Here is a 24,263-nt window from a genome sequence, read left to right on the forward strand (position 1 = left end):
TCCGTCGTCGGCAGCGTCAGATGTGTATAAGAGACAGAGAGCACCCTGGCGCTCTGCTTCCACCGCTATCTTGAGCAGTATGGTGTCGCCCATCAGATCCTCTCCCTCACCGAGGAGGATGCCATCTCCGAAACCGGAGCCAAGACACTCGACGCCAGTTCGCTGACGCCGAGGGAGTTCCTGGCAAACGTCGATGCCGCCCCGCTCACAATCATGGATGTGGCGACAGGCCTCGGCGAGTTCTTCAACAAGTTCTACCAGGGCTCCGGCATGGAGCAGATTCTCCACGAAGCCGGCGTGGCCGTCTCGGTGGTGCTGCCTGTCACAGCCGACCGCGAAAGCTTTGATTCGGTGATCGACGCGTCCGAGGTGTTCTCTGACAATGCGGAGTATCTCATCGCCCACCTGGTGACCAGTTGCTACGACGAGGACGACAAAGTGTGGGACACCAGCTACGCCGCCCGCGTGATGGACATGTTCGAAGCTGTCGAACTGCACATCCCGGAGATCACCTTCCACTTTGAGCTCAGTTCCGAGCACATGAGCCTGGACTGCGCCCTGCAGCAGGGTGATTCCGAGGAACGCCTGGGCAAGGAATACGCCAAATGGCACCGGCGCGTGATGGGCCAGGTGGACAGCGCCCGCCAGTATCTGTTTGGCGATGCCTTCCGCCCCACGCTGGCACCGAAACCGGTCAAACCAGCCAAAAAAGCCCGCGCCAGCAAGCTCGCCGCCTGATTTGCCCCAAAACCACGGGCTACTCGAACAACTCGGGATAGCACCGGTCCGCCACAGCCCGGCTGAGAGCCAGAATCTCGGCCGGGCTGGTGCATTTCTGCGCCGCACGGGCCAGATCTTCGCACTCCAGCACGGAAAGCCGCCGCACGGCATGCTTCACACGGGCAATCTGGGTGGTGGCGACGCTCAGCTCGTTCAAACCGAGACCAATCATGAGAGGGGTGAGCCGCAAGTCGGAGGCCATCTCCCCGCACATGCCGATGCGGATGCCAGCCCCGCGTGCTGCGGTGACCGACATGCCGATGAGCCGCAGGACAGCCGGATGCGTGGGCTGGTAAAGCGCCGCCACGCGGTCATTCAACCGGTCCACGGCGATCGTGTATTGAATCAGGTCGTTGGTGCCCAGACTGAGGAAATCCACCTCCGCAGCGATCAAGTCGGCCGACAACGCCGCGCTGGGAATCTCGATCATCGCACCGATTTCGATCTCATCGGGCACGTCCACCCCCTCGGCGGCGAGCTCCTCCGCGCATTCATTGAGGATGGCCTTCGCTTCGATGACCTCCTGCACGCCCGAAACCATCGGAAACATGATGCCCGCACGGCCGTGCGTCGCCGCACGTAGCAGGGCGCGGATTTGACGCTTGAAGAGGTCCAGCCGGCCCAGCGACAGGCGGATGCCACGCCAGCCGAGGAAGGGATTCGGCTCCGGCTCCACCGCAAGACGTTCATCCACCTTGTCTCCGCCCAGGTCGAGCGTGCGGAACACCACCCGCTTCGGAGCGAGCGAACGCACCACCTGCCCGTAGGCGGCCGCCAGCTCGTCCTCTGACGCGTCTGGATTCTCCAAGTGCAGGAACTCCGTGCGGAACAGGCCGACTTCCTCAGCTCCGCTGTCCTGCACGATGCCCACCTCCTCGACGAACTCGGCATTCGCACCCACGCAGATGGCGGAGCCGCATTTCGTCAGCGCGGGCTCATGGCGCTCCAGTTGAAACACGTCCTCCCGCCGTTCCGCCTGCTCCTCGCGACTGCGATAGCGTGAAAGTGTCTCCGCCGTCGGGTTCAGGATCAGGTTTCCACCCTCGCCATCGAGCAGGACGGTGTCTCCGCTGTGCAGTTCGTCGCAGATGCCATGCAGTTTCACGACCGCAGGGATGGCGAGCGAGCGGGCGATGATCGCCGCATGCGAGACGGCGCTTCCGGTCTCCACGGCAAAGCCGAGGACCTTGCTGCGATCGATCTGCACGGTGTCGGACGGCGTCAGGTCATGAGCGACGACGATCACCGGCTCGTCAAACATCGGGTGCTCGAGCAATTCTCCGCGCAGATGCCGCATCACGCGGTGCGTCACGTCCTTGATGTCGAGGAAACGCTCCCGCAGGTAGGCATCCGACAGGCCGCGCAGCGCGTCCATGTGCTTGCACATCAGCTTGTAGTAAGCCCAGTCCACGCAGACCTGCTTCTCACGCACGGCCTTCTCGGTCTGCTTCAAAATCGTGGTGTCCTGCAGGATCAGCAGATGCGTCTCGAAGATCTCGCTCTCGGCGCTGCCCTGCTCGCCGCCCATCATGCGTTGCAAGTCCTCGATCTCGACCCGCGTGGCCTGCAGCGCCGCATGCAGGCGGTGCATCTCATGCTCCTCCGTGCCGGGCTCGATGCTGTCGTCGTCCGGCTCGTCAAAATGGTCCTTCAACACATGCACCACCGCATGTGCCACGCCCGCCGACACTGCGGTGCCGGTCCAGATTTTCTCGGGGCGTTCAGACGGGGGAGCCATTCACGTCACCTTTCACGCGGATGGATGCGTTTGGCAAACGCCGCGATGATCAAACCGCCGCGAGCGCCTTGTCGATGCGCTTCTGGAAGGCCTCCGCCTTCGCCGTCTCGCCGATGCTGTCGAGCATCGCGACATAATCCATGCCCACGGCCTCGTAGCTGTTCGCCTCGTCCGGCAGTTGCGACTCCAGGATCGCGATGCTGCTCTCAAAATGCTGCTGCGCGGCCTCGTTGTCCTTCAACTCGTGGCACGCGGTCGCCAGATTGCACAAGGACTGCGCCACATCGCGATGCTGCTCGCCCAGCACCTTCCGGCGGATGCTCAGGCCGTCCTCGAACATCTCCTTGGCCTGGTCGGGGAAGCCGGCCGCGTAATACAGGCTTCCCAGATTGTTGAACACGCACGCCACGGACTCCGACTGGCGTCCGCGCTTGTTCTCCAGCGTCTCCAACGCACGCAGATAATGCTGCTCCGCGAGCGCATACTTGCCCATGCTCTTGTAGGTCATCGCCAGGTTGTTCCGCAGTTGCGCGGCCACCTCAAGATTTTCGCCACCGAGCGCCTCATGGTTGCTGATCGCCTCCTCATAATACGGCAGCGAGTCAGCCTCGCGGCCGGTGAAGTCCAGCAGCGTCGCCAGGCTCGTGCGCGTGTCGGCGATCAGATCGGCAGGGAGTTGCAACGAGTCGCCCAGTTCCAACGCCTCGCGATAGGCCGCTTCCGAGCCCGGGACGTCACCTGCTTCGCGCAGGGCGTTCGCCAGCGTGTTCAACGCACGGGCAAACGCGGGCGCCTTGCCCGGGTACTGCTTCACAGCCTCACGCTGCGCCTCCACCGCTTCACGAGCAGCTTGAATGGCGGGATCAGAAAGAGTGGGAGCTTGGGACGGGGTCTCGGGCATGATCGCAGAGCAGCGGTCAGGGGTTGACGCGGTACCTTCGCGGACAGAGCCGCCCTCCGTCAAGCTCCGCGTTCATTTCCAATGAACAAAACAGGTCACCGCTTCACCTGCTGCTGGCCCTCGGGCCTTTCCAGGTCTCAAAGCCCGTCCAACTGTGTGACGCTCAACGTCCCGCAGGTTTCAGATGCACCGCCCGGCCGGAGGGAGCTGAGGATTTGAGGAGCGAGGCTTGACCGGGTTTCGGGACGGGCGGCTGGGAGAAGTTCTGGATGTGGGGAGAGGGGTCCCGCATGGCGATCTTGGTTTTCAAGTCGCGCAGCATGCCTTGGGCGATGTCATCGCCGAGGGCGATGCCGAGTTCATAAAGAAGGCGTGCCGTCGTGAGGTCTTCGGCGACGCCGATGCCGTTCTCGTAGCAGTATCCGAGTTTGCGGGTGGCAGGAATGTTGCCCTGCGCACTTGCGGCGCGGAGGAGTGAGAGGCCGCGTTCGTAGTCCCGCTTCACCCCGACGCCCTCGAAGAAGGCTTCACCGAGCCGGAAAAGGGCCACCGCACAGCCATTTTCAGCGGCCTTGGTGAGCCAATCCACGGCAGCGACGGGATCTTTCTCGCATCCCCCGATGCCTTGAATCATGAAATCGGCGAGCTCGACCATCGCGAACGAGTTTCCGATTTTGGCACCCTGGACCAGGAAGGCATGAGCCTTTTCGAGCATCGGTTTGCCCTCCTCACAGCGGCCGTAGCGATAGTTGTGACCCAGTCTGTAACAGGCCTCCCCGCTTCCGGCTGCGACGGCCTTGAGGAACCACCTGTTGGCTTCGCCGTATTTGTTGATGGGCCCAAGCCGCCCGTGCTCATGGAGATCGGCCAGCCGGGTGTAGCCGCGGGAATCGCCAAGATCGCCAGCGCGGGTGTACAGGTCACGCGCCATGAGGAAATCCTGCGGGACACCCCTGCCCTGCTCATAGCAGAGCCCAAGATGGTGGCAGCCCCAGGAATCATCGAGCGCGATCGACTTCTCAAAGAGCTCGATCATGCGGGCGTCATCTTTTTCAACGCCGTTGCCATACCAGTAGAGGTTGCCGAGGTTGGAGTAGCCACGGCCCTCGCCAGCGTCGCCAGCCTTGGTGAAGTACTCGACTGCCTTGCCGATGTCTCGCTCCACCCCGGTGCCGCGTTCGTAGATGAGCCCGAGCCTGTTGTAACTGAAGCCGCTGCCGGCGGCTGCGGCCTTCTGGAAGCACTCCCGGGCCTTCTCCAGATCCGGCTGTCCTTCGGGGCCCTCCTCATAATAAAGACCCAAGCCGGTCCAGGCGTCGGCGAATCCGGCTTCGGCGGCCTGGCGCATGAGATCCACATACTTGCGGAGGTCCTTTTCCACACCGGTGCCGTCACGATAGGCGCGGGCAAGAGCGGACATCGCTGCGAGATCACCGAGCTGCGCGGCCCGATGATAGTAGCTGACCGCCAGGGTCACATCCTGCGTCACGCCTTCGCCCGCGAGGTAACGGTAGCCGAGTATCCAGAAGGCGCGTGGATAGCCCTCCTCGGCGGCCTCATGAAAAAGCTGTCTCGCGTGCTTGGGATCCTTCTTGCAACCGGTACCGCTCTCGTAGCGCTCACCCACGTTCACCTTCACCACGCTGCTGAAGCGCGCCGCCTGCTCCATGATCTCCAACCCGCGGGCGGGATCGGCCTTCGTGCCGACACCGTTGCAAAAGGCGAGTGCCAGCATGTACAATGCCGCCGGGTCCTTGGTCGCTGCCGCCTGCTGGTAGAGCTCGAAGGCCCGAGCCTTGTCGATCTTGCAGCCAATGCCCGAAGCGTACAGACGCCCGAGCTGGCGGATCGCGGTCAGGTCGCCCGCTTTGCTGGCCTTTTCCAGACTCGCAAAGGCGAGCTTGGGATCAGCGGGACTTCCCCAGCCATTGGCCGCACAGACTCCGATGGCGGCGAGATTTCCCGCTTTCGCGGCCTTCTGGTAGAGCTCCCGGCATTTGGCGTCGTTGTGAATGATGCCCGTGCCCAGCTTGTAACGCGACGCCAATTGCACCATTGCCGCAGCATCTCCCTCGTCCACCTGTGCCATCAGCCGAGCGAACGGCATTTGGACCAGTTCGACCGTTTGCGCGTGAACGCCGGCACCGAGGAGCAGCGCTGAGAGGGCAAACAGTCTTTTCATGGAAGGAGCCACAGGAGGGATGTTATGAAAATTATAACATCAAGCCACCTGCGGCAACCCGAACATCCTTCCCTCCCCTGTTATCGCCTCTATGCATGCCAGCCGAGACTTCCCCCGGCGGCATTCAAGGCCTCTTCACCTGCCAGCGATCATCGAAGAAGTCCGCCGCGACGACTTTGCCGGCCGATTCGGCGTTCGGGGCCTGGGTGATGTCGAGGATGGCCCAATCGGGCAGTTTGGGGTTTTGCAGCGAGTTCGTGCGGTCATGCGCCTCGCGGAAAGTGAGCCCGGAATTGATGACGACCTCGAATCCGGCTGATTTGAGCGCCGGATAGGTCAAAACGGGCACATGCGTGGCCGCGCCGAAGCTGTCCTTCGATTTCATGCCGACCTTCTTCGAGTCCCAAGTGAGCGGCAGGCCGCCGAGCACGGCCTTGATGCACGAATTTGATTCCGGCGTGCCCCAGAGGATGAGGCCCTGCGTTTTGCCTTCGGCGAAAATGTCTTTCACTTCGGAAGCCTTCACCACGCGCACATCACCGCGCATGAGCCCACGCCAGCGGGTGAGGAAGTGCTCGGATTCGGTCTTCACCCAGGCATCGACCGCGGCGGAGGATGATTTGCCATCCGGCAGCACGACGAGGAAGCGCTTCATGAAGGCCGTGTCGATCAAACCGGGATGCGAGGTGGGCTTGCCGCCTTCCGGGCCTTCGTGCTGGAAGGGGGTGGCATTGCCAAAGTCACGCCACTGGCCGTTTTCTTTGATGAGACGGCAAAGCGAGTTCGGCACGCGAGGTCCGGCGCTGAGGAAATTCTCGAACTGCGGCAGTTCGGGGCCGACCGTGAGGCTGAGCGCATTGCCATCGACGATGACCTTCACCTTGCCGCCGCCCTTGCGAGCCTGCGGCGGCGGGTAGAGGACGATCCGGCAGACGTTGCTCGTCTTGATCTCGATGGTCTGGCCGTCGAGCACTTTGGCGTCGATGCGGGCGTCCTTCCAGCTCTCCTCCAGGCCGTGAAGGTTCACCCACTTCACGCGGCCATAGAGCGGGGTCTTCGTTTGGATGTGAACTTCGTCCGGAAACAGCTCGCGACCCTTCGCGACGGCCTTTTCGATCCAAGCCTGCACTTCTTTGATCGTCTCCGGATGATACTTGTGGCCCATGCCGGGGCCGATGAGGTGCGGCGGCTTCATGCCTTCCTTCGCAAGCACTTCCATCATGTATTCGGCGCTGTCGCGCTGGGCGTCGTTTTCGCCGCTGTAACTGATGAGCGGGACGTTGAGGAAGTTTCGCGCATAGTCAGGCACGTCGTAAAAGCCCCACAGCTTTTGCTCATACCACACGGGATACTTGTCCGGCGTGAGCTTCTGGTAGCGTTTCACATCGGCGAAACCGGCGCCGGTATGCACGCAGGCCCACTGGTCGGGATAATGCGCGCCGAGATGCCACGCACCTGCGCCGCCCATGCTGAATCCGGCGATGGCGACGCGGTTCGAGTCGATGTTGAAGCGCTTCATCGCATCGTCGCGGCATTCGAAGACATCCACCTCACCGGCAGACTTCCAGCCGTTGCAGTAGCGGCCGAAGGGATGAATCACGATGGTGCCCGCAGGCTGGAACTGGCCGGGCTTTTTCGCCATGAGGCGGCTGTAAACGAAGTGCAGGTCCGTCGCCGTGTCGCCACGGCCGTGAAGCCAGATCCACATGGGCGTCTTCTTCGCTTTGTAATCGAGTCCTTCGGGAATTTCGACGCCGTAGGGCTGCGCGGAGTCGTCGAGCTTCGAGTAAAAGCCGAGCACCTTCTGCCCGCTGCCTTCGAGCCAGGGCGTTCGGTTCTTTTTGAGGCCGTCGATACGCTTCGCGGCCTCGTCGAGCAAGGCGTTCGCCTTCTTGAGGCCATCCTCGGGCTTCTTGTCATACCATTCGTCGAACTCGAGGGCATAGCGCACCGCTTTGAGGAAGATCTCGGCATCTGCGGCACGCTTGTGCTTCTTCACTGCGGCAAAATCGGCCGTGAGGCCCTTGAGGCGTGATTCGAGGCCCGCTTCTTGATCTGCGGAAAGCGCGGCGACTGATTTCGGCGGCAAACTGCCTTTGAAGGACGCGGTGGCACCGTTCGGACTGAGCTGGGCCTGCACGCTCACCGCGCAGAGGGCGAAGAAGAAAAGTCGTTGGATCATGGGAGGCAGCTTAAACGCCGCATCGCACCGCTTTGCATCACGCAACTCTCATCAGTCCATCACGCCACCGCCTTCAACCAGCACGCAAACGCCCCGCTCGGAACCGCAGGCACCGTGGAGCCTTCCGGTCCGGTCAGCAGAACCTCGCCGCTCTCGATCACGCCACCGAAAATGCTGAACTCCTGCTTCATCAGATGCAGCAGTGTTGTGGGTGAAACAGATCCCTGCCGGCACGAAAGAACAACGCCAGCCGCCTTGTCGGAAAGCAGGCCGCTCACCGTGCCCAGCAGCGGCCCGAGATCGCGCTCCAGCTCGAAAGCGCCGCGTTTGGCATCCTTCGGCGTGAAGGGATCGATCACGATCACGTCATAGCGGCTGTTCTGCGTGCGTTCACGCTGCGCGAACTTCACGGGATCATCGACCACCCAGCGGATGTCGCGATTGGCCAGCGTGTTCAACGCGGCATGATCCCGCGCCCGTTTGATCGCCTCCGCCGAGCTGTCCACGTGCGCCACCGCCGCGCCGCTCTGGGCTGCGGCAATCGTCGCCCCGCCCGCGCCACCAAACAGATTCAGCACGCGCGGAGCCATTCGCTGCTTGTCCACAAATGCCGCGCACAGGCCCTGCACCTCCTCCCACAGCTCCTCCAGTTCCGGGGCCAGTGCCCGCAGGCTGCCGCCCGGGCTCAATTGAAACCGCACCGGCCCGATCTTCACCTTCACTGGCTCCTTCAGGGCTTGTTTGAGCTCCACAGCCTTGCGCCATTCCGCACCCGGGAGTTTCCGCCGCCACCAAGCCGCATGACAGGCCCGCGACGTGATGAGACCGCCGGCTCGTTCCAGCAGCCGTCCGCCGCCGCTGTCCAGCAACTCATAAATCTCACCCGTGGTGGTTTCGTTTTCCATCATGCCCGATTCTGCCGCGCTGCTCCGGCCGGACAAGCGGGGATTCATCACTGCTCGAATGACGCCACAAAAAAAGACCGGCCGGATCGCGTGTGATCCGGCCGGTGTGTGGGACGCTGGAAGTCAAATCACGCGTTGTAGCCGGACTCGCCGTGTTCGGCGAGGTCGAGGCCCTGGTTCTCCTGCTCGGAGTCCACGCGGAGGCCGATGGTGGCGTCGATGGCCTTCAGCAGGCCGAAGGTGATCCCCCCCGACAGGATGATCGTGTACAGCGAGGCCAGGAGCTGGGTGACGAGTTGTCCGCCCATGGTCACGCCTTCAGCATAGCCGAGTCCGCCGAAGAATGGCGACGCAAACACCGCCACAAGCACGGTGCCAACGAAGCCGCCGACGCCATGCACACCGAATACATCCAGCGAGTCATCGTATTTGAACTTCTGCTTCACCTTCGCGCAGAAGAACCAGCAGACCAGGGCACTGATGCTGCCGATGCAAAGCGCACCCACAGGACCGACTTTGCCGGAGGCTGGTGTGATCGCCGCCAGACCGGCGATGGAACCGGTGGCGATGCCCAGGGCGCTGGGCTTGCCGACTTTGATCCATTCGATCAACGACCACACGACGCAGGCGGCGCAGGCGGAGATGTGGGTGACCACCACGGTCATGGCGGCATTGCCATTGGCGGCGACCTGGCTGCCGCCGTTGAAGCCAAACCAGCCCACCCAGAGCATGCCAGCACCGGCCACGGTGAAAGGCAGGTTATGCGGCATCATCTGCGTGTGCGGGAAGCCGCGACGCGGCCCCACCATGATGCAGGCGATCAAGGCAGCGACACCAGCGGTGATGTGCACCACAATGCCGCCCGCGAGGTCGATCACGTTCTTCAGGCCGAAGAACTCCGTCTTGTGCCACACGCCCCAGCAGGTCGGGACATACACGAGCAGGCTCCAGAACACGCTGAAGACCACGATGGCGCTGAATTTCATGCGTTCAGCGAAGGCCCCGATGAACAAACCCGGCGTGATGAGGAAGAACATCATCTGATAGGCGAACCACAGATGTTCCGGGATGTTCGGATAAGCAGCGTAGGTGCTGGCAGGCGTCACGCCTTTGAGGAAGACCTTGTCCAGGGTGCCAAAGACCCCGCTGTCACCGGTGAAGGCGAGCGAATAGCCGCACGCGAGCCACACAAGACTCAGCACGGCGGTCAACGCGAAGCATTGCATGAAGATCGAGAGCACGTTCTTCGAACGCACGAGGCCGGCGTAGAACAGCGCCAGGCCGGGGATCATCATGAACAGGACGAGGGCCGTGGAGGTCAGCAGCCAGGCGGTGTCTCCGCTCTGAATGGTGGACGTTTCAGCGGCGTGCAACGACGTGGAGGCACAGCAAAGCGCGGCACAGGCCGTGAAAAACGGCAGGCGGCCGGGCCTGCGGCGCAAGGGCGCAGGATGGGTCATGGTTGGTTGGTATGGTTGGTTGTGTCCGCCCCGCAGATGGTTGGCCCACGAGACGAATCGGCCCAATCAAGCAAGCCCCATGCCAATCCTCACCGGTATTTTTTCCCGTTTTGACTTCATTCCCCGCTCTTTGGATCAAACGCATCCCGCAGGCCATCGCCGAGGAAGTTGAGAGCCAGAAGGCTGGCGGCCATGAGCAGCGCCGGGAAAACGAGCAGCCACCATTTGCTTTCGAGCGGATTGATGACCTGGGCGCCGTCCTTCAGCAGCGAACCCCAGCTCGCGGCCGGATCTTCGATGCCGAGCCCGAGGAAACTGAGGAAGGACTCATCCAGGATGACCGCCGGAATGGTCAGCGTCAGGTAGGTGAGGATGATCGTGCTCAGATTCGGCAGCAGATGACGCCGCAGCACACCCCAGCTCCCCTGCCCCATGGCCTTCGACGCGGTGACAAAGGTCAGCTCACGCAGGACGAGCACCTGGCCGCGAACGATCCGCGCCATGACCAGCCACTCGACCAGTCCGAGCGAGACGATCATCACCAGCACCTTCGAATAGGCCTGCAGATCACTCATCAGGGAGGCGGCATGGTTCCAGTTTTCCGCCTGCGCGGCGAGACGCCAGCCATCGACCCACTCCTTCACGTAATCATCGAGCGCTGCGATGAGGATCATGATGAAGAGGATGCGCGGCACGGATTGCAGCACCTCCACCGTGCGCATCATGAACGCATCCACACGTCCGCCCGCATAACCGCTGATCATGCCATAGAGCGTCCCGATGAAGAGGCTGATCACAGCCCCCATGAACCCGACCCCCAGCGAAACTCGGGCTCCAGACAGCACTCGATAGAGCATGTCCTGGCCGTTCACATCACTGCCGAGGAGATGCCGGGCCGATGGCGGCATGAAGGATTCACTGCTGGTCACTTTCAACGCAGCCGGCAGCAGCATCGGCACCACGATGGCCACGCACGCCAGCACAACGAGAAACCGCAGCGCGAACATCGCCGCGCGGTTGCGCTTCAGGATCTGCCAGCCGTCCGGCCGCGGGATTCGTGCTGGAGCGGCGGCATCAGGCATAGAGTCGGATGCGTTTGTCCAGCAGCGTGTAGATCACGTCCACCAGCAGGTTGAAAAGCACGAGCAGCACGCAATAAACGATCACCGCGCCACCGAGCAGGAAGACATCGCGGTTCTGGATCGAGTTCACAAAGATCATCCCGGCGCCGGAAATGTTGAAGACGCTTTCCACGATCATCGATCCGGTCAGCAGATGGGCCGCAAGGGGTCCGAGGAAGGTGACGACGGGCAGGATGGCCACTTTGACCGCGTGCTTCACCACGGCCTGAGTTTCAGAAAGACCCTTCGCACGAGCAGTGCGCAGGAAATCGCTTTTCATCACGTCCAGCAGACTGTTGCGCATCAAACGGGCGATGTAGGCGACGTAAGGGGCCGCCAGACAGACCGCCGGCAGAATCATCTGCCGCGCCGTGCCCCAGCCCCCCACCGGCAGCCAGCCAAGCCACAACGCGAACACAGCGATCAAAACCGGCCCGCTGACGAACGACGGGACTGAGATGCTCATCAGGGCGCACAACATCGCCGAACGATCGACCCACGTGTCCTTCTTCATCGCCGCCAGGCTGCCAAGCCCCACGCCGGCACAGCTCGCGATCACCAAGGCCAGACCGCCGAGCGCGAAGGAGTTCGGCATTTTCTGCTGAAGCAGTTCGGACACACGCCAGTCCCGATAACGGGTGGACAAACCGAGATCGAACCGCATCAGCGAGCCGACATAGGCGCTGTATTGCTCCCAGAGCGTGCCGTTGAGCTTGTAGCGTGTCAGCAGCGCCTCCTTGATGTGCGGCGGAGGCTCCTTCTCGCGATCAAACGGCCCGCCCTTCGTGATCCGGGCCAGGACAAACGTGATCGAGATCACACAGAAGATCACGATCACGCTGCTGAGGGCGCGGCGGAGGAGAAAGCTGGGCATTGGGCCGAATGTCGCAGGCGATCAGACCAGCCACCAGCAAAAGCTGCCGCTGGGAACCGGCAGGACGTCCTTCGCACCACGGAGCTGCATCTCCCCATGTTCCAAAGTGCCGCCCTTCTTCGCAAACTGCTGCAACAGCAGATGATGCAGCGAAAGGGGCGTCAATTCCGGCGTGTGGCAGGAAAGCAACACGCCAAGCGGCTCGGACGAAAGCAGCTTTGCCAGCAGCGCCAGCAGCGGCGGCAGGTCGTTTTCGATCTTGAAGACCTCTCCCTTCGATCCGCGGCCGTAGCTCGGCGGATCGAGGATGAGCAGGTCGTACTGGCGTTCACGTCGCAGTTCGCGTTCGAGGAACTTCGTCACGTCATCCACGATCCAGCGCACCGGGCGGTCTTCGAGGCCGTTGAGCGCGGCGTTCTTGCGCGCCCAATCGACCATGCCTTTCGAAGCATCGACGTGGCAGACCTCAGCACCCGCATGAGCCGCGGCCAGGGTGCTGCCGCCCGAGTAGGCGAAGAGATTCAGCACTCGAGGGGCCCGATCGTGCTTCTTGCGGAACGCCACGCAGGTTTCGCGGATGCGCTTCCATTGGTCTCGCTGTTCAGGAAAGATGCCCAGGTGGCCGAAATCGGTCGAACTGAGCTGAAACTTCGTGCCATCGACATCGATGCTCCAGGTCTCGGGCAGCTTGTCACGACCACGCCATTGGTTGCCGCCTTCGCGGAAGAAGGTGGCGGTCACTTTTTGCCAGTCGCCCTTGGAAAGTGTCTGGCGCCAGACCGCCTGTGCGCAGGGACGGGACAGCACCACGCTGCCGAAACGCTCCAGTTTCTGAAACGAGCCGCTGTCGAGGAGTTCGTAGCCGTTGGGATCGGAAGTCATGGGAATCAATCTGCCTCCGGACGTGGATCACGGGAGAGGAGCGCCTTCATGCCCTCCTTGGCGGGCTTGCCTTCATGGAGCACCGCGTGGATCTCATCCAGCAGCGGCGTGCGCACCTTTCTCTGCTTCGACGCTCGAAAAAGGCTGGCGGTGTTCGGCACGCCTTCGGCCACCATGCGCGTGCTGGCGATGATCTCATCCAGCGGGTGCCCCTGGCCGAGCATGAGGCCGACGCGATGATTGCGGCTGTGCTCGGAGTAACACGTGGCCATCAAGTCACCGACTCCGCTGAGTCCGTAGAAAGTCTCCGCCTTCCCACCTTCAGCCACGCCAAGGCGCACCATTTCGGCAAGAGCTCGGGTAACGAGAGCGGCGATGGCATTGTCGCCCAGCTTCAAACCGAGGGCGATGCCGGCGGCGATGGCGTAGGGATTCTTCATCGCCCCGGCCCACTCGGCACCGACGATGTCATCGGTCGTGTAGGTGCGGAAAAACGGCAGTGTGAAGCAGCTTTGGACGGCTTTGGCGATGTCTGCATCCGCACACGCCACAACGGCGGCCGTCGCGAGGCGGTTCGCCACCTCCTCGGCGTGATTCGGACCGGTCAAAACGGCCAGCGGTATGCCGGGAATCGATTCGCCGATCATTTCACTCATGCGGCGGCCGGTTTCGAGTTCGATGCCTTTGGCGCACGACACGAGCACACGCGCCTGGGAGGCCGCCTTGGTTTTGGCCACGAGCTCGGCTGTAGAGCGCACGGCTTTCGATGGCACGACGAAAACCAACATGTCCGCCGGTTCCAACGCGTCGAGGTCGGAGGTGATCGTGATGTTTTCGGGCAAAACGAGATCCGGCAAGTAGCGTTCGTTGCGGCGTGTCTGCCGGATCTGGTCCATCAAGGCGGCATCACGGCCCCAGAACTGCATCTTCAGGCCACGCAGGGACAAAATCGAGGCAATCGCGGTGCCCCAACTGCCGGCGCCGATGACTGTGGCGGACTGGATCATGACGGCAACTGGTCTTTCTTCACGAACGCCTTGCTCTCCGTGCCAGCGATGAGGCGCTGGATGTTCGAACGATGGCGGACAAACGCCAGAATCATCACCACGATGCCAAAACCGAGCATCACAAAGTCCCAGCGGCCCTCACGCTGCATCTGGATGGCCATCGCCGTGGGCACGCCGACCGCGGCAGCGAGCGAACCGAGCGACACATAGCGAAACGCGAACAGAAACGTGAGAAAGCCGATCCAGCCACCGATCATGCCTGCCAGCGAAACGCCCGCCAGCACACCGCAGGTGGTAGCGATGCCTTTCCCGCCTTTGAACCCGAGCCAGAAGGTGAACATGTGGCCCAGAACCGCGGCGAAGCCGGTGAGAACCTTTCCAATCGTGACCACTTCGACGTCGGTGCCGGTTTGTGCGATCCAGCCGGCCGCCAGCCAGACTGGCAGCCAGCCTTTCAGGACATCGAGAAGGAACACCGGGATGCCGATGCCCTTTCCGAGCACGCGGATGGCGTTCGTCGCGCCGATGTTGCCGCTGCCGTGTTTGCGAATGTCGATGCCTTTCAGCTTTCCGGCGAGGTAACCGAAAGGCACGGAGCCACAAAGGTAGCCACAGGCGATGCTGGCAAGAATGGCGGTGGTCGTCGTCATGAGCGAGACGATCCTAGTAGCCGAAACCCGAGCGATCTGGCAAGCACTTCGTCCGGCAGCCGGCGGATAATCACCGCGCGCCGTGATTCGTCCGCATGTGCAGGATGGTCTCGTCCGCGGTGTCGGCCTGGATCATGACGAGATCCCCCGGCTTGGCGGATTCCAATGCCAGATCAACTGCCTTGAGGTGCCCCATGACCGATTCGACACGTTTGACACGCGAGGAGCCGTTCAGACCCGTGGAAAGCAGGCGCATGATCTCGCCAGGTTCACGGCCACGGACATAATCGCCCTCGTAGAGCCAGGCTTCATCAAATTCCGCGGCCAGAAGCCGGCCCTGGTCGATGATGTCGCCATCCCGCCGGTCGCCAGCGGAAGTGTAAACCACGATACGCCGTTCATTCGGAAACTGGCGCAGGCCGCCCAGCAAGGCCTTGAGGGCGTCCACATTGTGCCCGTAATCGACGATGACGGTCACGCCTTTCAAGTCGAGCACGTTGAAGCGCCCGGCGTTTTGATCGAGCCCCGGAATGAACGTGCGGCAGCCGCGGCGGATGACCTCACCATCCACGCCGAGCGCCCACATCGCAGCGTTGGCCGCGAGCGTGTTTTCGACCTGGAAGCCGATTTTTCCACCCAACGTGAGCGGCACTTCCGCCAGAGGCATGAAAACCTCCTCGTTCGGCCCTTCCGCGCGGATGATGCTGCCGTCGCGGGCGAAGATCACGCGCTCGCCCTGAATGCGATGACGGAAGATCACCGGATTTTCCCCATCGAGGGCGAAGAAAATGGTCCGGCGCGGGAAGGTCTCGACCATTTTCACCACCAGCGGATCGGCGGCATTCAGCACGGCGGTGCCGTGGGCCGGCACGGCGGCCACGATGCATTGCTTCACCTCGGCGAGCTGCTCCGGCGTGTCGATCTCGTTGATGCCGAGGTGATCGCCGCAGCCGATGTTCGTGACGATGGCGACATCGCAGTGATCAAAGGCCAGGCCTTCACGCAGGATGCCACCGCGGGCGGTTTCGAGAGCGGCGGCATCACAAAGCGGATACGCCAGGATGCTGCGGGCGCTTTTCGGGCCGCTGCAATCGCCGCTGTCGATCTTCCGATCATCGACGAAGACGCCATCGGTGCTCGTGAGGCCGGTGCGCCAGCCGTTCGTGCGCATGAGATGGGCGACGAAGCGCGTGGTGGTCGTCTTGCCATTCACGCCGGTCACCGCGACGATGGGAATGCGGCCGCAGCAGGTCTCGGCGAACATCGTGTCGATCACCGCCTTGCCAACGGCACGCGGCTCGCCCTCGGAGGGATACAAATGCATGCGCAGGCCGGGGCGGGCGTTCAGCTCGATGATGACGCCATTGCGCGGGCTGAGCGGCGCGGAGATGTCCGGCGCAATCATGTCGATGCCGCAGATGTCGAGGCCTACGGTTTGCGCGGCCTCGACAGCAGCGGCGCAGATGGTGGGATGCACCTCGGGCGTGCAATCAGCCGCGGTGCCGCCGGTGCTGAGGTTCGCATTGCGGCGGATGAGGATGACGCGGCCTTTCGCAGGCACGGAATCGGGCGTCACGTCCTGCTCAGCGAGCACCTGCATGGCCACGGAGTCGATGCGGATCTTGCTCAAGGCAGCCGCGTGATCGGCGGCACGGCGCGGGTCACGATTTTTCTCGGCGATGAGCTCTTGAATGGTCTGCACGCCATCACCGATGACATGCGCGGGCATGCGGCGTGAGGCGGCGATGAGCTGCTTGCCGATCACGAGCACGCGGTAGTCCTCGCCCTCGGCGAATTGCTCGACGAGCACGGAGTCACTTTCCTCCTTCGCGGCCTCGTAGGCCTTGATGACCTGCTCGCGGGTGAAAAGGTTCAAGGCCACGCCGCGGCCTTGATTGCCATCGCGAGGCTTCACCACAACTGGCAGGCCGATTTCATTCGCGGCAGCCCAAGCATCCTCGGCGGAGCGGACAGGGCGGCCTTGCGGCACGGGCAGGCCAACCTCGTTGAGAAGGCGGCGCGTGAGATCCTTGTCCTGCACGATGTCTTCCGCGATGGCGCTGGTCTGGCTGGTGGCGGCGGCGAGGATTTTCTTCTGTTTCGAGCCCCAGCCGAGCTGCACGAGGCTGCCTTCCGTCAAACGACGCACGGGAATGCCGCGCACCTTCGCCGCGTCCACCATCGCCCGCGTGCTGGGGCCCAGGCAGATGTCGTGGGCGAGGTCACGCAGGTTTTCGATGGCGGCGTTCACATCGAAGGTATGGCCGTGCAGCGCGGCATCGATCAATCGGCGGGCCAGTTCAAAGGCCGCGCGGGCCACGGCTTCCTCGTCGAATTGAATGATCAGGCGCATCACGCCCGCCTCGCTGCTGGGCATGACCTTGCCAAAGCTCACTTGCAAGTCGGTGCGGCTTTGCAGATGCAGCGTGATGTCCACGAGCAGCTTCGCGAGCGTGTCCGCATCGGGCTTCGCAGCCTCTTTGAATGTGGGCTCCAGCGCCGGCAGCCAGGAGACGAGCCAGTCGGTCCAGTTCGAGACGAAAGTGGTGATCTCGGGGAACTCCACGCGACACTCGAGCATGGTGTCACGCGCCCAGATGTTCGGCCCGCGGAGGGCGTTGATTTTCCGCACGAGAGTCGTGCAGGGCTCGCAGGATGAGGATTCGGAGGACAAGCGGGGGAGTGGGGGCGCGGAAGAATCCCTGCCTGGATGTAGCGTCAAGGGGGATTCGGAGCGGGAACGACGCCGGACCGGCCAAAATTGCGCTTTCTTGCCAGCAGCCGTTCTTCGCCTTACACTCCGCCCATGCCTGCCACCGCCCGCAGAATGCCCTACGAGGACATTTGGAATCCCCCGCTCATCTCCGTGGACCGCTACCTCAAAGACGAGGAAAAGCGGGAGCAGAAGCACGAATATTTCGACGGACTCATCCTCGCGATGGCTGGAGCGAACGAGAAACATGAGATCGCCGCAGGAAATCTCTTCGCTGTCCTACACGGCCATCTGCGCGGCAAAAAATGTCGTGTCTTCAAGTCCGACATGAAGCTGAAGGTGCTCACGGACGACAAGACCGTGTTTTACTACCCGGACATCATGGTCACCTGCTCGTCCAAGGACAAACACGAGCTCTACAAGGAGCACCCCACCCTCATCATCGAGGTGGCGTCCTCCGAGTGGAAGCGTGACTACTATGAGAAGCTTGCCGCCTTTCTCCCAATCGCCTCCCTGAAGGAGTATGTCGTCGTGTGGCCCAACCCCAAAAAGCCCAGCGTCACCATCTTCCGGCCCGAAACAGGCCTCAAGCCGGCCGAGGTGCATCGCAAAGGCAGTTTCACCCTTCAATCGGTGAAGCTCACGATGAACGTGGCGGACATTTACGCGGCTTGAAAACATCCTCCCGCGAAACCTCCGAACGTCTCCTCCAGCACGCCGAATCGCGGCTGTCTCCGGGAGAACGCATGGTGGCGAGGCTCTCGACTGACCTGGACTGGAACCTGCACTTCCATGCCGGGCTCGTCGTGTTGACCAGCCAGCGGCTGCTGCACATCGAGGAGGGCCGTTTTCATGAATGGAAGCTCGCCGCGGTGGAGGAGCTTGTTTTGGAGGAACTTGGCCCCACCACGGCGCTGCATCTCATGCAGGACGGGAATGCCGTCTGGCACTGGCGCATCACCGCCGGGCATCTGCGTGAGGTCGAGACCTTCATCAGCCGCTTCAAAGAACAGCGTGGCCTCGCTGAAGAAGGTGTGGAAAGCGGCGAAGACGATGACGAGGAGCTTTTCACGCCCGAGATCGCCTCCACGGAGCCCCGGTTTGCCGGCAAGCCGCTGCTGCGCCTCATCACCTTCTCGCGACCTTGGCTGGGATTGATGCTGGTGGGCCTCGGACTCACCGTCGCCAGCACCGGGGCGAGCCTTTTGGGCCCCTGGCTGACGATGTCCCTCGTCGATGACGTGCTCATCCCGCTGCAAAGCGCCACGCACGAGATCAACGTGCAGAAGGTGTATCAATTCGTCGGCGGCCTGCTCGGCGCGGCAGTGCTCACCTGGATGCTGCAATGGGCCACGACGTATGTGGTGGCCCGTCTGGCCGAATGCGTGACCAGCCGGATGCGCCGCACGACTTTCGAGCATCTGCAGACGCTCTCGCTGGGCTACTTCAACAAGAAGCGCACCGGCGACCTCATCTCCCGCATCGGCAACGATACGGATGACATCTCGCTCTTCATCTCGGTGAACTTCATCGACTTCGCGTGCGATCTGCTGACAATCATCTTCACCGCCGGGGTGATGTTCACGATCAATCCGGTGCTCGCCCTCGCGGCACTCGGACCGCTGCCGGTCGTCGCGTGGCTCGTTCAATGGGTGCGCGTGCATTTGCGTGGCGGCTTTGCCGCGGCCAGCCGTGCCTGGAGCGCGATGAACAGCGTGCTGACGGACACCATCCCCGGCGTGCGCGTGGTGAAGGCCTTCGCGCAGGAAAAGCGGGAGATCGAACGCTTCCGCCAGCATGACCAGCAGATCTTTGACACGAACGACCGCGTGAACCGCACCTGGTCGTTCTTTGAGCCGACGATCGCCTTCCTCACCGAGTTCGGCCTGCTCGTCGTGTGGTCCGTCGGTGCCTGGGCCGTGGCGCACGAGCACACGACCGTGGGCGTGCTGACCGGCTTCGTGCTCTATGTGACGAAGTTTTACAGCCGCCTCGATGCCATGAGCCGCTTCGTGGCCTCGGCACAGCGGGCAGCGGCCAGTGCGCATCGCGTGTTTGAGATCCTCGATGTGAAACCGGACATGCCGGTGAACAAGGACACGCGGAAAGTGGGCCGCCTGCGGGGCGAGATCGAGTTCAAGGATGTGCGTTTCCGCCACGGCACCCGCCAGATCATCCGCGGGCTCAATTTGAAGATCACGCCCGGCGAAATGATCGGCCTCGTGGGCCCCAGCGGCGCGGGCAAAACCACGCTGATCAACCTCGTGTGCCGCTTTTTCGATGTGAGCGAAGGCGCGATCCTCGTCGATGGCAACGACTTGCGTGAGATCGACGTGATGGACTACCGCCGGAACCTCGGCCTCGTGCTTCAGGAGCCGTATCTGTTCTTCGGCACCATCGCGGACAACATCGCCTACGGCAAACCGGGGGCCACACGGGCGGAGATCATCGCCGCGGCCAAGGCAGCCCGTGCGCACGAGTTCATCCTGAAGCTCGCTGACGGCTACGACTCGATGGTCGGCGAGCGCGGGCAGCAGCTCAGCGGCGGTGAAAGACAGCGCATCAGCATCGCGAGGGCTCTTCTGGTCGATCCAGCGATCCTCATTCTCGACGAGGCCACCTCGTCCGTGGACACCGAGACCGAGCGGGAGATCCAGGCGGCGCTCGACCATCTCGTCAAAGGCCGCACCACCATCGCCATCGCGCATCGTCTCGGCACGCTGCGGAAGGCGAACCGCCTCGTGGTGCTCGAAAACGGCGTCATCAGCGAAACCGGCACGCATGACAGCCTGATGAAACACAGCGGCACCTATGCCCGCCTGCACGCCGCCATGGAGGAGGTCAACCACGCATGAAGCTCATCGCCACAGGCTCCCATCTTTCGCTGATCGACGCTGAAGGCGTCCGACACGACAACCTGCGTCCCGTGCGGCTTTTCCCCCTCACCGAGCCGCAACACTGGATCTCGCTCGTCGATGAAAAGGGCCGTGAAGTGGCCAGCATCGAGGATTTGAACACGCTCGATGCTGAGCAACGTGGCGCGATCGAATCCGCGTTGAAGCTGCGGGAGTTTGTCCCGGTCGTGAGGCGCATCACGGCGATCAAACGGGCCACGGACGGCCATGACTGGCATGTCGAGACCGATCGCGGGCCGACCGTCTTCCGCATCGAGACGGATGAAAGCATCCAAAGCCTCGGCGGCACCCGCCTTGTCATCATCGACAAGGCAGGCACCCGCTACCTGATTCCCGACGTGGCCTCGCTCGACCGCGAAAGCCGGCGGAAACTCGAACGCTACTACTAACCATGCAGCGCCTCGCCTCGCTCGATGTGTATCGTGGCATCGTCATGTTCCTGCTGGGCCTGCGCCTGTTGGAGCTGGACGAGGTGGCGGTGCATTTTCCTCAAAGCGGCGTGTGGCAGTTCATCGGCTTTCATTCCGCGCATGTGCCGTGGGTCGGCTGCTCATTGAATGACCTCATTCATCCCTCGTTCGCGTTTTTGACGGGTGCCTCGCTGGTGTTCTCTGTGTCGTCGCGGGCTTCCAAAGGCGATTCGAAGCTCAAAATGACGCTGCATGCGCTCTGGCGGTCTTTGGCGCTCATCTTCCTTGGCATCTTTTTGCGCAGCCAGACGCGTGACATGACAAACTGGACCTTTGAGGAAACGCTCACGCAGACCGGCCTCGGCTACATGGTGGTCTTCGCTCTGACCTTTGCGGGTCCCAAATGGCGCTGGAGCTGCTTCGCGGGCTTTTTGGTGCTGCACTGGCTCATCTACGTTTTGTATCCCGTGATGCCACCGCATGCCAGTCCGGGCGATTGGAACATCCCTGAAGAATGGCAGCATGATTTCGAGGGCTTTTACGCGCATTGGAACCACAACCGCAACGCGGGATGGGCTTTGGATGTCTGGCTGCTGAACCTCTTCCCGCGTCCGAGTCCGTATGTCGGCTACCTCGGAGGCTATGCTACGATCAACTTCATCCCCACCATCTCAACGATGATCCTGGGCCTCATCGCTGGAACGTGGCTCAAATCACGCGATCAAGCCTCCAAGCGCCTCAGCATGGCCGGCCTGATCTGCCTGCCGGTGAGCCTCGCGATGCATTTTGGCGGCATGTGCCCGATCGTGAAGCACTTGTGGACACCCTCGTGGGTGTTCTGGAGCGGCGGATGCTGCTTGCTGGTGCTGGCGGCGCTCTATCAACTCGTGGATGTGAAGCAGCATCGCCGCTGGGCGTGGCTCTTCATCGTCATCGGCATGAACTCGCTCGCCTTTTACCTCATGCGGCACACGCTGGACCTGTGGTTGGCCGAGACGCTGGAGCTTCATCTGGGCAAACGCTACCTGATGATGCTGGGGCCGGAGATGGAGACGATCATGACTGGCGTGCCGAGCCTGCTTTTCCTCCTGCTCGTCGTCGTGTGGATGGACCGGCGGAAGCTTTACCTGCGCCTCTGATTCACCACTCCAGCGTATCCAGGTCCTGGATTATCGTGCTGTGCGGCGGGAGGATGAATTTCGGATACTCACGCGTGGCATCCATGCAGCCGCCATCCGCATACACGTCCAGCGGATCACGCATGCGGTGCATCCGCTCAAAGATCTCCGCGCAGGCCTTCGGATCGGCCCGTGTCTCCGCCACGAACCGCTCCACAAGCCCCTCGTCCATGTGCAGCTCGCCTTTGTCATCCCGGACGGTTCCATGACGCCAGTGGTAGATTTCGAGGCATTTGCCCAGCACATCGAAAGGCCGGTCACGCTTCCAAAAGTTCGCAAACAAGCCTCCACCGAGATAAACCACCCACGATCCCTCGAAGCCCTCCACCTCATCCGAGAGCGTGTCCGGATTGCGGAACCACACGCGGTCGCCCGGCACATAGTAATGCATCGGCAGCGGTTGCTCCACGGTTCCGAGTTCCTCCATGAAGACATCATGGAAGCGTCGCGAGGCCACCGCGTGAGTGTGCCACTGCTTTTGCAATCGGGCGTAAAGCGCGGGATGACGCTCCCTCGCCTCTTGGGCGATCGACAGCAGCACCACATACTCCGAGGCACGATAGCAGGAGAAGGAGTACACCACGCCGCCAGGCGGCGGCTGGCTGGCCTTGATGAGCGATTCGATCAAATCGCATCCCGGCTGGAGGATGAAGCCGGTGTCTTCCGAATACGTCCAGCAGTCCTCCGGCCGCTCAACTGCCGTGGTGTTGAAGTTCAGCATCGTGCGGGCGGCGTTGCGGGTGATGTTTCGCCGGATGCGCACGGATGATACGAGCTCAGCCGCGCTCGGAAACATCACCGGCACCGGACTGTGCAGCAGCGTGAGCCAGATCTCGCGCTCAAGGTCATTGTCATCAGCATGCACATCCCATCCGCGATTTCGTGCGATCTCCAGCGTGTCAAAATCCGGCATCCATGCGCGAGCTACGGCGGTGAGTGCGAGCCGGGCCGTGTCATCCTGCGCCGGGATCACCTCCACCCAGCCCGTCATGCCGAGCCGGCTCCATTCTGCCTGAAGAAGGCGGAGACCACGTTCCGACGAAGGAATGCACACACCCGTCTCCGTCATGCGCCTGTCACGGGATTGAATTCAAAATAACTCACAAGGTGCAAACGCCTTGTCTCATGGGCTTTTTGCTCACCGTCAGCAATTCACGCAAATGATGCCAGACGGTCCGCGATCTGCTCATCAGGCACCGCTTGGACCCACGCCGCAGATGTGGCTGCCAGGATGACCTCCACATGAGCCGTGAAGTGCCGCTCGTGCGGCACAGCCACGGATGCGAGCGGGCATAACGAACGCTCGGCCACGCCGTCCGCGAGCCAGATGGTTCCCTCACGCACAAACACCGCACGTCCGCCGGCGTCGCGATGCTTCACGAGCACCTCATTCCCCGCATTACGGCTGAAAAACAGCACGCTGCCTTTGCAATACTCCGCCATGCCCGCCACGAGCGAATCATCGGCATTCAAGATGGCGGTGCCACCAGGCAGCACGACGTCCACCACGCAGCGTTTCACCTTCGTCATCTGCTCCAGTGTGTCGATGTAGCCGAGGCCGAGGTGATCAGAGCTGACATTCAAAACAATCCCTGTCTGGCATCGATCATAGCCAACGCCTTCGAGGATGATCGATTCGGCGCTTGTCTCGCAAATGGCGATTTCCGTCCACGGATGCAGCAGCACGCCTTGCGAGCCGAAAAGGCGGTCGCCTTGCTTCGAGACGGCTTTTCGTTCACCGAACTGCAAACCATCGCTGTGGCACACGCCGAGGAATTTGCCCGTGGAGGCCAGCAGGTGCGCGAGAAGCTTCACCGTGGTCGTTTTGCCCTGCGTGCCGGTCACGCCGATCACCGGGATGCGGCCATCGCCTTCCGGGAAGAGCATGTTCACGATGGCCTCGCCCACCGGGCGCACTTTGCCCACAGCAGGCTTGAGATGCATCAGCAGGCCGGGGCTGGCATTGATCTCGACGATGGCACCGCCCTGCTCTTCGAGCGGCTTGGAAATGTCCTCGCACACGACATCCACGCCGCAGATGTCGAGCCCGGCCACCTTCGCGGCGAGGATGACGTGATCACGCACGGTGGGATGCACGTCGTCGGTGATGTCGATGGCCCAGTTCGCAAAGCGGGCCACCAGCACGCGTTCGCCATTGTGTGGCACCGACTCGGGCGGATGACCTTGGTTTTGCAGGTCGGCGAGGATCACCGGGTCCCAGGTTGTCGTGTTGATCTTGTCCCAAGGGCAGGTTTCGAGCTCGCCGCGACGCGGGTCGGAGTTCAACTGGTCCTCGACGAGCTGCACGATGGTGCTTTGGCCATCGCCGACGACGACCGCGGGATCGCCACGGCTCGCGGCGACC

At 62.3% G+C, this 24,263-nt stretch carries 19 protein-coding genes; 5 read left to right on the forward strand and 14 right to left on the reverse strand.

Annotation, left to right across the window (positions count from 1 at the left end; all coding sequences use genetic code 11):
* Positions 1-213: 213 nt before the first annotated feature.
* Positions 214-738 carry a hypothetical protein gene (locus tag IAE77_RS10735; RefSeq protein ID WP_294225962.1) on the forward strand — a complete coding sequence of 175 codons (525 nt, stop codon included), beginning with the start codon at positions 214-216 and terminating at the stop codon, positions 736-738.
* Positions 739-757: 19 nt separating this feature from the next.
* Here IAE77_RS10735 and ptsP read toward each other — a convergent pair whose 3' ends face one another.
* The 12 genes from ptsP to cphA all read right to left on the reverse strand — a co-directional run bounded on the left by ptsP (position 758) and on the right by cphA (position 17,356).
* Positions 758-2,518, reverse strand: a complete 1,761-nt coding sequence (gene ptsP, locus IAE77_RS10740) for a phosphoenolpyruvate--protein phosphotransferase (RefSeq protein WP_294225965.1) — start codon at positions 2,516-2,518, stop codon at positions 758-760.
* Between the two features lie 49 nt (positions 2,519-2,567).
* On the reverse strand, positions 2,568-3,419 hold the full coding sequence (locus tag IAE77_RS10745) for a tetratricopeptide repeat protein (protein ID WP_294225968.1): 852 nt from the start codon (positions 3,417-3,419) through the stop codon (positions 2,568-2,570).
* Positions 3,420-3,582: 163 nt separating this feature from the next.
* On the reverse strand, positions 3,583-5,601 hold the full coding sequence (locus IAE77_RS10750) for a hypothetical protein (RefSeq protein WP_294225971.1): 2,019 nt from the start codon (positions 5,599-5,601) through the stop codon (positions 3,583-3,585).
* Between the two features lie 124 nt (positions 5,602-5,725).
* Positions 5,726-7,783, reverse strand: coding sequence for a prolyl oligopeptidase family serine peptidase (locus tag IAE77_RS10755; RefSeq protein WP_294225974.1), 2,058 nt, complete (start codon positions 7,781-7,783; stop codon positions 5,726-5,728).
* A 59-nt stretch (positions 7,784-7,842) separates the two neighbouring features.
* A complete protein-coding gene (locus tag IAE77_RS10760; RefSeq protein WP_294225976.1) occupies positions 7,843-8,691 on the reverse strand; it encodes a class I SAM-dependent methyltransferase in 849 nt (282 codons plus the stop codon).
* A gap of 125 nt (positions 8,692-8,816) precedes the next feature.
* Entirely contained in the window at positions 8,817-10,148 is a 1,332-nt protein-coding gene (locus IAE77_RS10765) for an ammonium transporter (protein WP_294225979.1), read from the reverse strand.
* A gap of 116 nt (positions 10,149-10,264) precedes the next feature.
* Positions 10,265-11,230 carry an ABC transporter permease gene (locus IAE77_RS10770; RefSeq protein ID WP_294225982.1) on the reverse strand — a complete coding sequence of 322 codons (966 nt, stop codon included), beginning with the start codon at positions 11,228-11,230 and terminating at the stop codon, positions 10,265-10,267.
* Entirely contained in the window at positions 11,223-12,143 is a 921-nt protein-coding gene (locus IAE77_RS10775) for an ABC transporter permease (RefSeq protein ID WP_294225985.1), read from the reverse strand. Before IAE77_RS10775 ends, IAE77_RS10770 begins: the two co-directional genes overlap by 8 nt.
* Before the next feature lie 21 nt (positions 12,144-12,164).
* Positions 12,165-13,025 carry a class I SAM-dependent methyltransferase gene (locus IAE77_RS10780; protein WP_294225987.1) on the reverse strand — a complete coding sequence of 287 codons (861 nt, stop codon included), beginning with the start codon at positions 13,023-13,025 and terminating at the stop codon, positions 12,165-12,167.
* 5 nt (positions 13,026-13,030) lie between these two features.
* Positions 13,031-14,032 carry an NAD(P)H-dependent glycerol-3-phosphate dehydrogenase gene (locus tag IAE77_RS10785; RefSeq protein ID WP_294225989.1) on the reverse strand — a complete coding sequence of 334 codons (1,002 nt, stop codon included), beginning with the start codon at positions 14,030-14,032 and terminating at the stop codon, positions 13,031-13,033.
* Positions 14,029-14,682, reverse strand: coding sequence for a glycerol-3-phosphate 1-O-acyltransferase PlsY (plsY, locus tag IAE77_RS10790; RefSeq protein WP_294225995.1), 654 nt, complete (start codon positions 14,680-14,682; stop codon positions 14,029-14,031). Before plsY ends, IAE77_RS10785 begins: the two co-directional genes overlap by 4 nt.
* A 70-nt stretch (positions 14,683-14,752) precedes the next feature.
* Positions 14,753-17,356, reverse strand: a complete 2,604-nt coding sequence (gene cphA, locus IAE77_RS10795; protein ID WP_294225997.1) for a cyanophycin synthetase — start codon at positions 17,354-17,356, stop codon at positions 14,753-14,755.
* Between the two features lie 132 nt (positions 17,357-17,488).
* Here cphA and IAE77_RS10800 point away from each other — a divergent pair, with 132 nt between their 5' ends.
* The 4 genes from IAE77_RS10800 to IAE77_RS10815 are packed head-to-tail and all read left to right on the forward strand — an operon-like array spanning position 17,489 to position 21,859.
* Positions 17,489-18,070 carry a Uma2 family endonuclease gene (locus tag IAE77_RS10800; protein ID WP_294226000.1) on the forward strand — a complete coding sequence of 194 codons (582 nt, stop codon included), beginning with the start codon at positions 17,489-17,491 and terminating at the stop codon, positions 18,068-18,070.
* Complete coding sequence (locus IAE77_RS10805) at positions 18,067-20,250, forward strand: ABC transporter ATP-binding protein (RefSeq protein WP_294226003.1); 2,184 nt, start codon at positions 18,067-18,069, stop codon at positions 20,248-20,250. The genes IAE77_RS10800 and IAE77_RS10805 overlap by 4 nt, the downstream gene beginning before the upstream one ends.
* Positions 20,247-20,699 (forward strand): DUF1854 domain-containing protein, encoded by a 453-nt coding sequence (locus IAE77_RS10810; protein WP_294226006.1) that lies wholly within the window; start codon positions 20,247-20,249, stop codon positions 20,697-20,699. The genes IAE77_RS10805 and IAE77_RS10810 overlap by 4 nt, the downstream gene beginning before the upstream one ends.
* Before the next feature lie 2 nt (positions 20,700-20,701).
* Positions 20,702-21,859, forward strand: a complete 1,158-nt coding sequence (locus IAE77_RS10815) for a hypothetical protein (protein ID WP_294226009.1) — start codon at positions 20,702-20,704, stop codon at positions 21,857-21,859.
* A 1-nt stretch (position 21,860) separates the two neighbouring features.
* On the opposite strand, the gene IAE77_RS10820 is transcribed toward IAE77_RS10815, so the two are convergent.
* Together IAE77_RS10820 and IAE77_RS10825 are read right to left on the reverse strand one after the other, a co-directional pair.
* Entirely contained in the window at positions 21,861-22,967 is a 1,107-nt protein-coding gene (locus IAE77_RS10820) for a hypothetical protein (RefSeq protein WP_294226012.1), read from the reverse strand.
* 83 nt (positions 22,968-23,050) lie between these two features.
* Positions 23,051-24,263 (reverse strand): Mur ligase family protein (locus IAE77_RS10825; RefSeq protein WP_294226017.1); only part of this gene is annotated, 1,213 nt, incomplete at its 5' end.

The sequence above is a fragment of the Prosthecobacter sp. genome, from assembly GCF_014879935.1.
GTDB lineage: Bacteria > Verrucomicrobiota > Verrucomicrobiia > Verrucomicrobiales > Verrucomicrobiaceae > Prosthecobacter.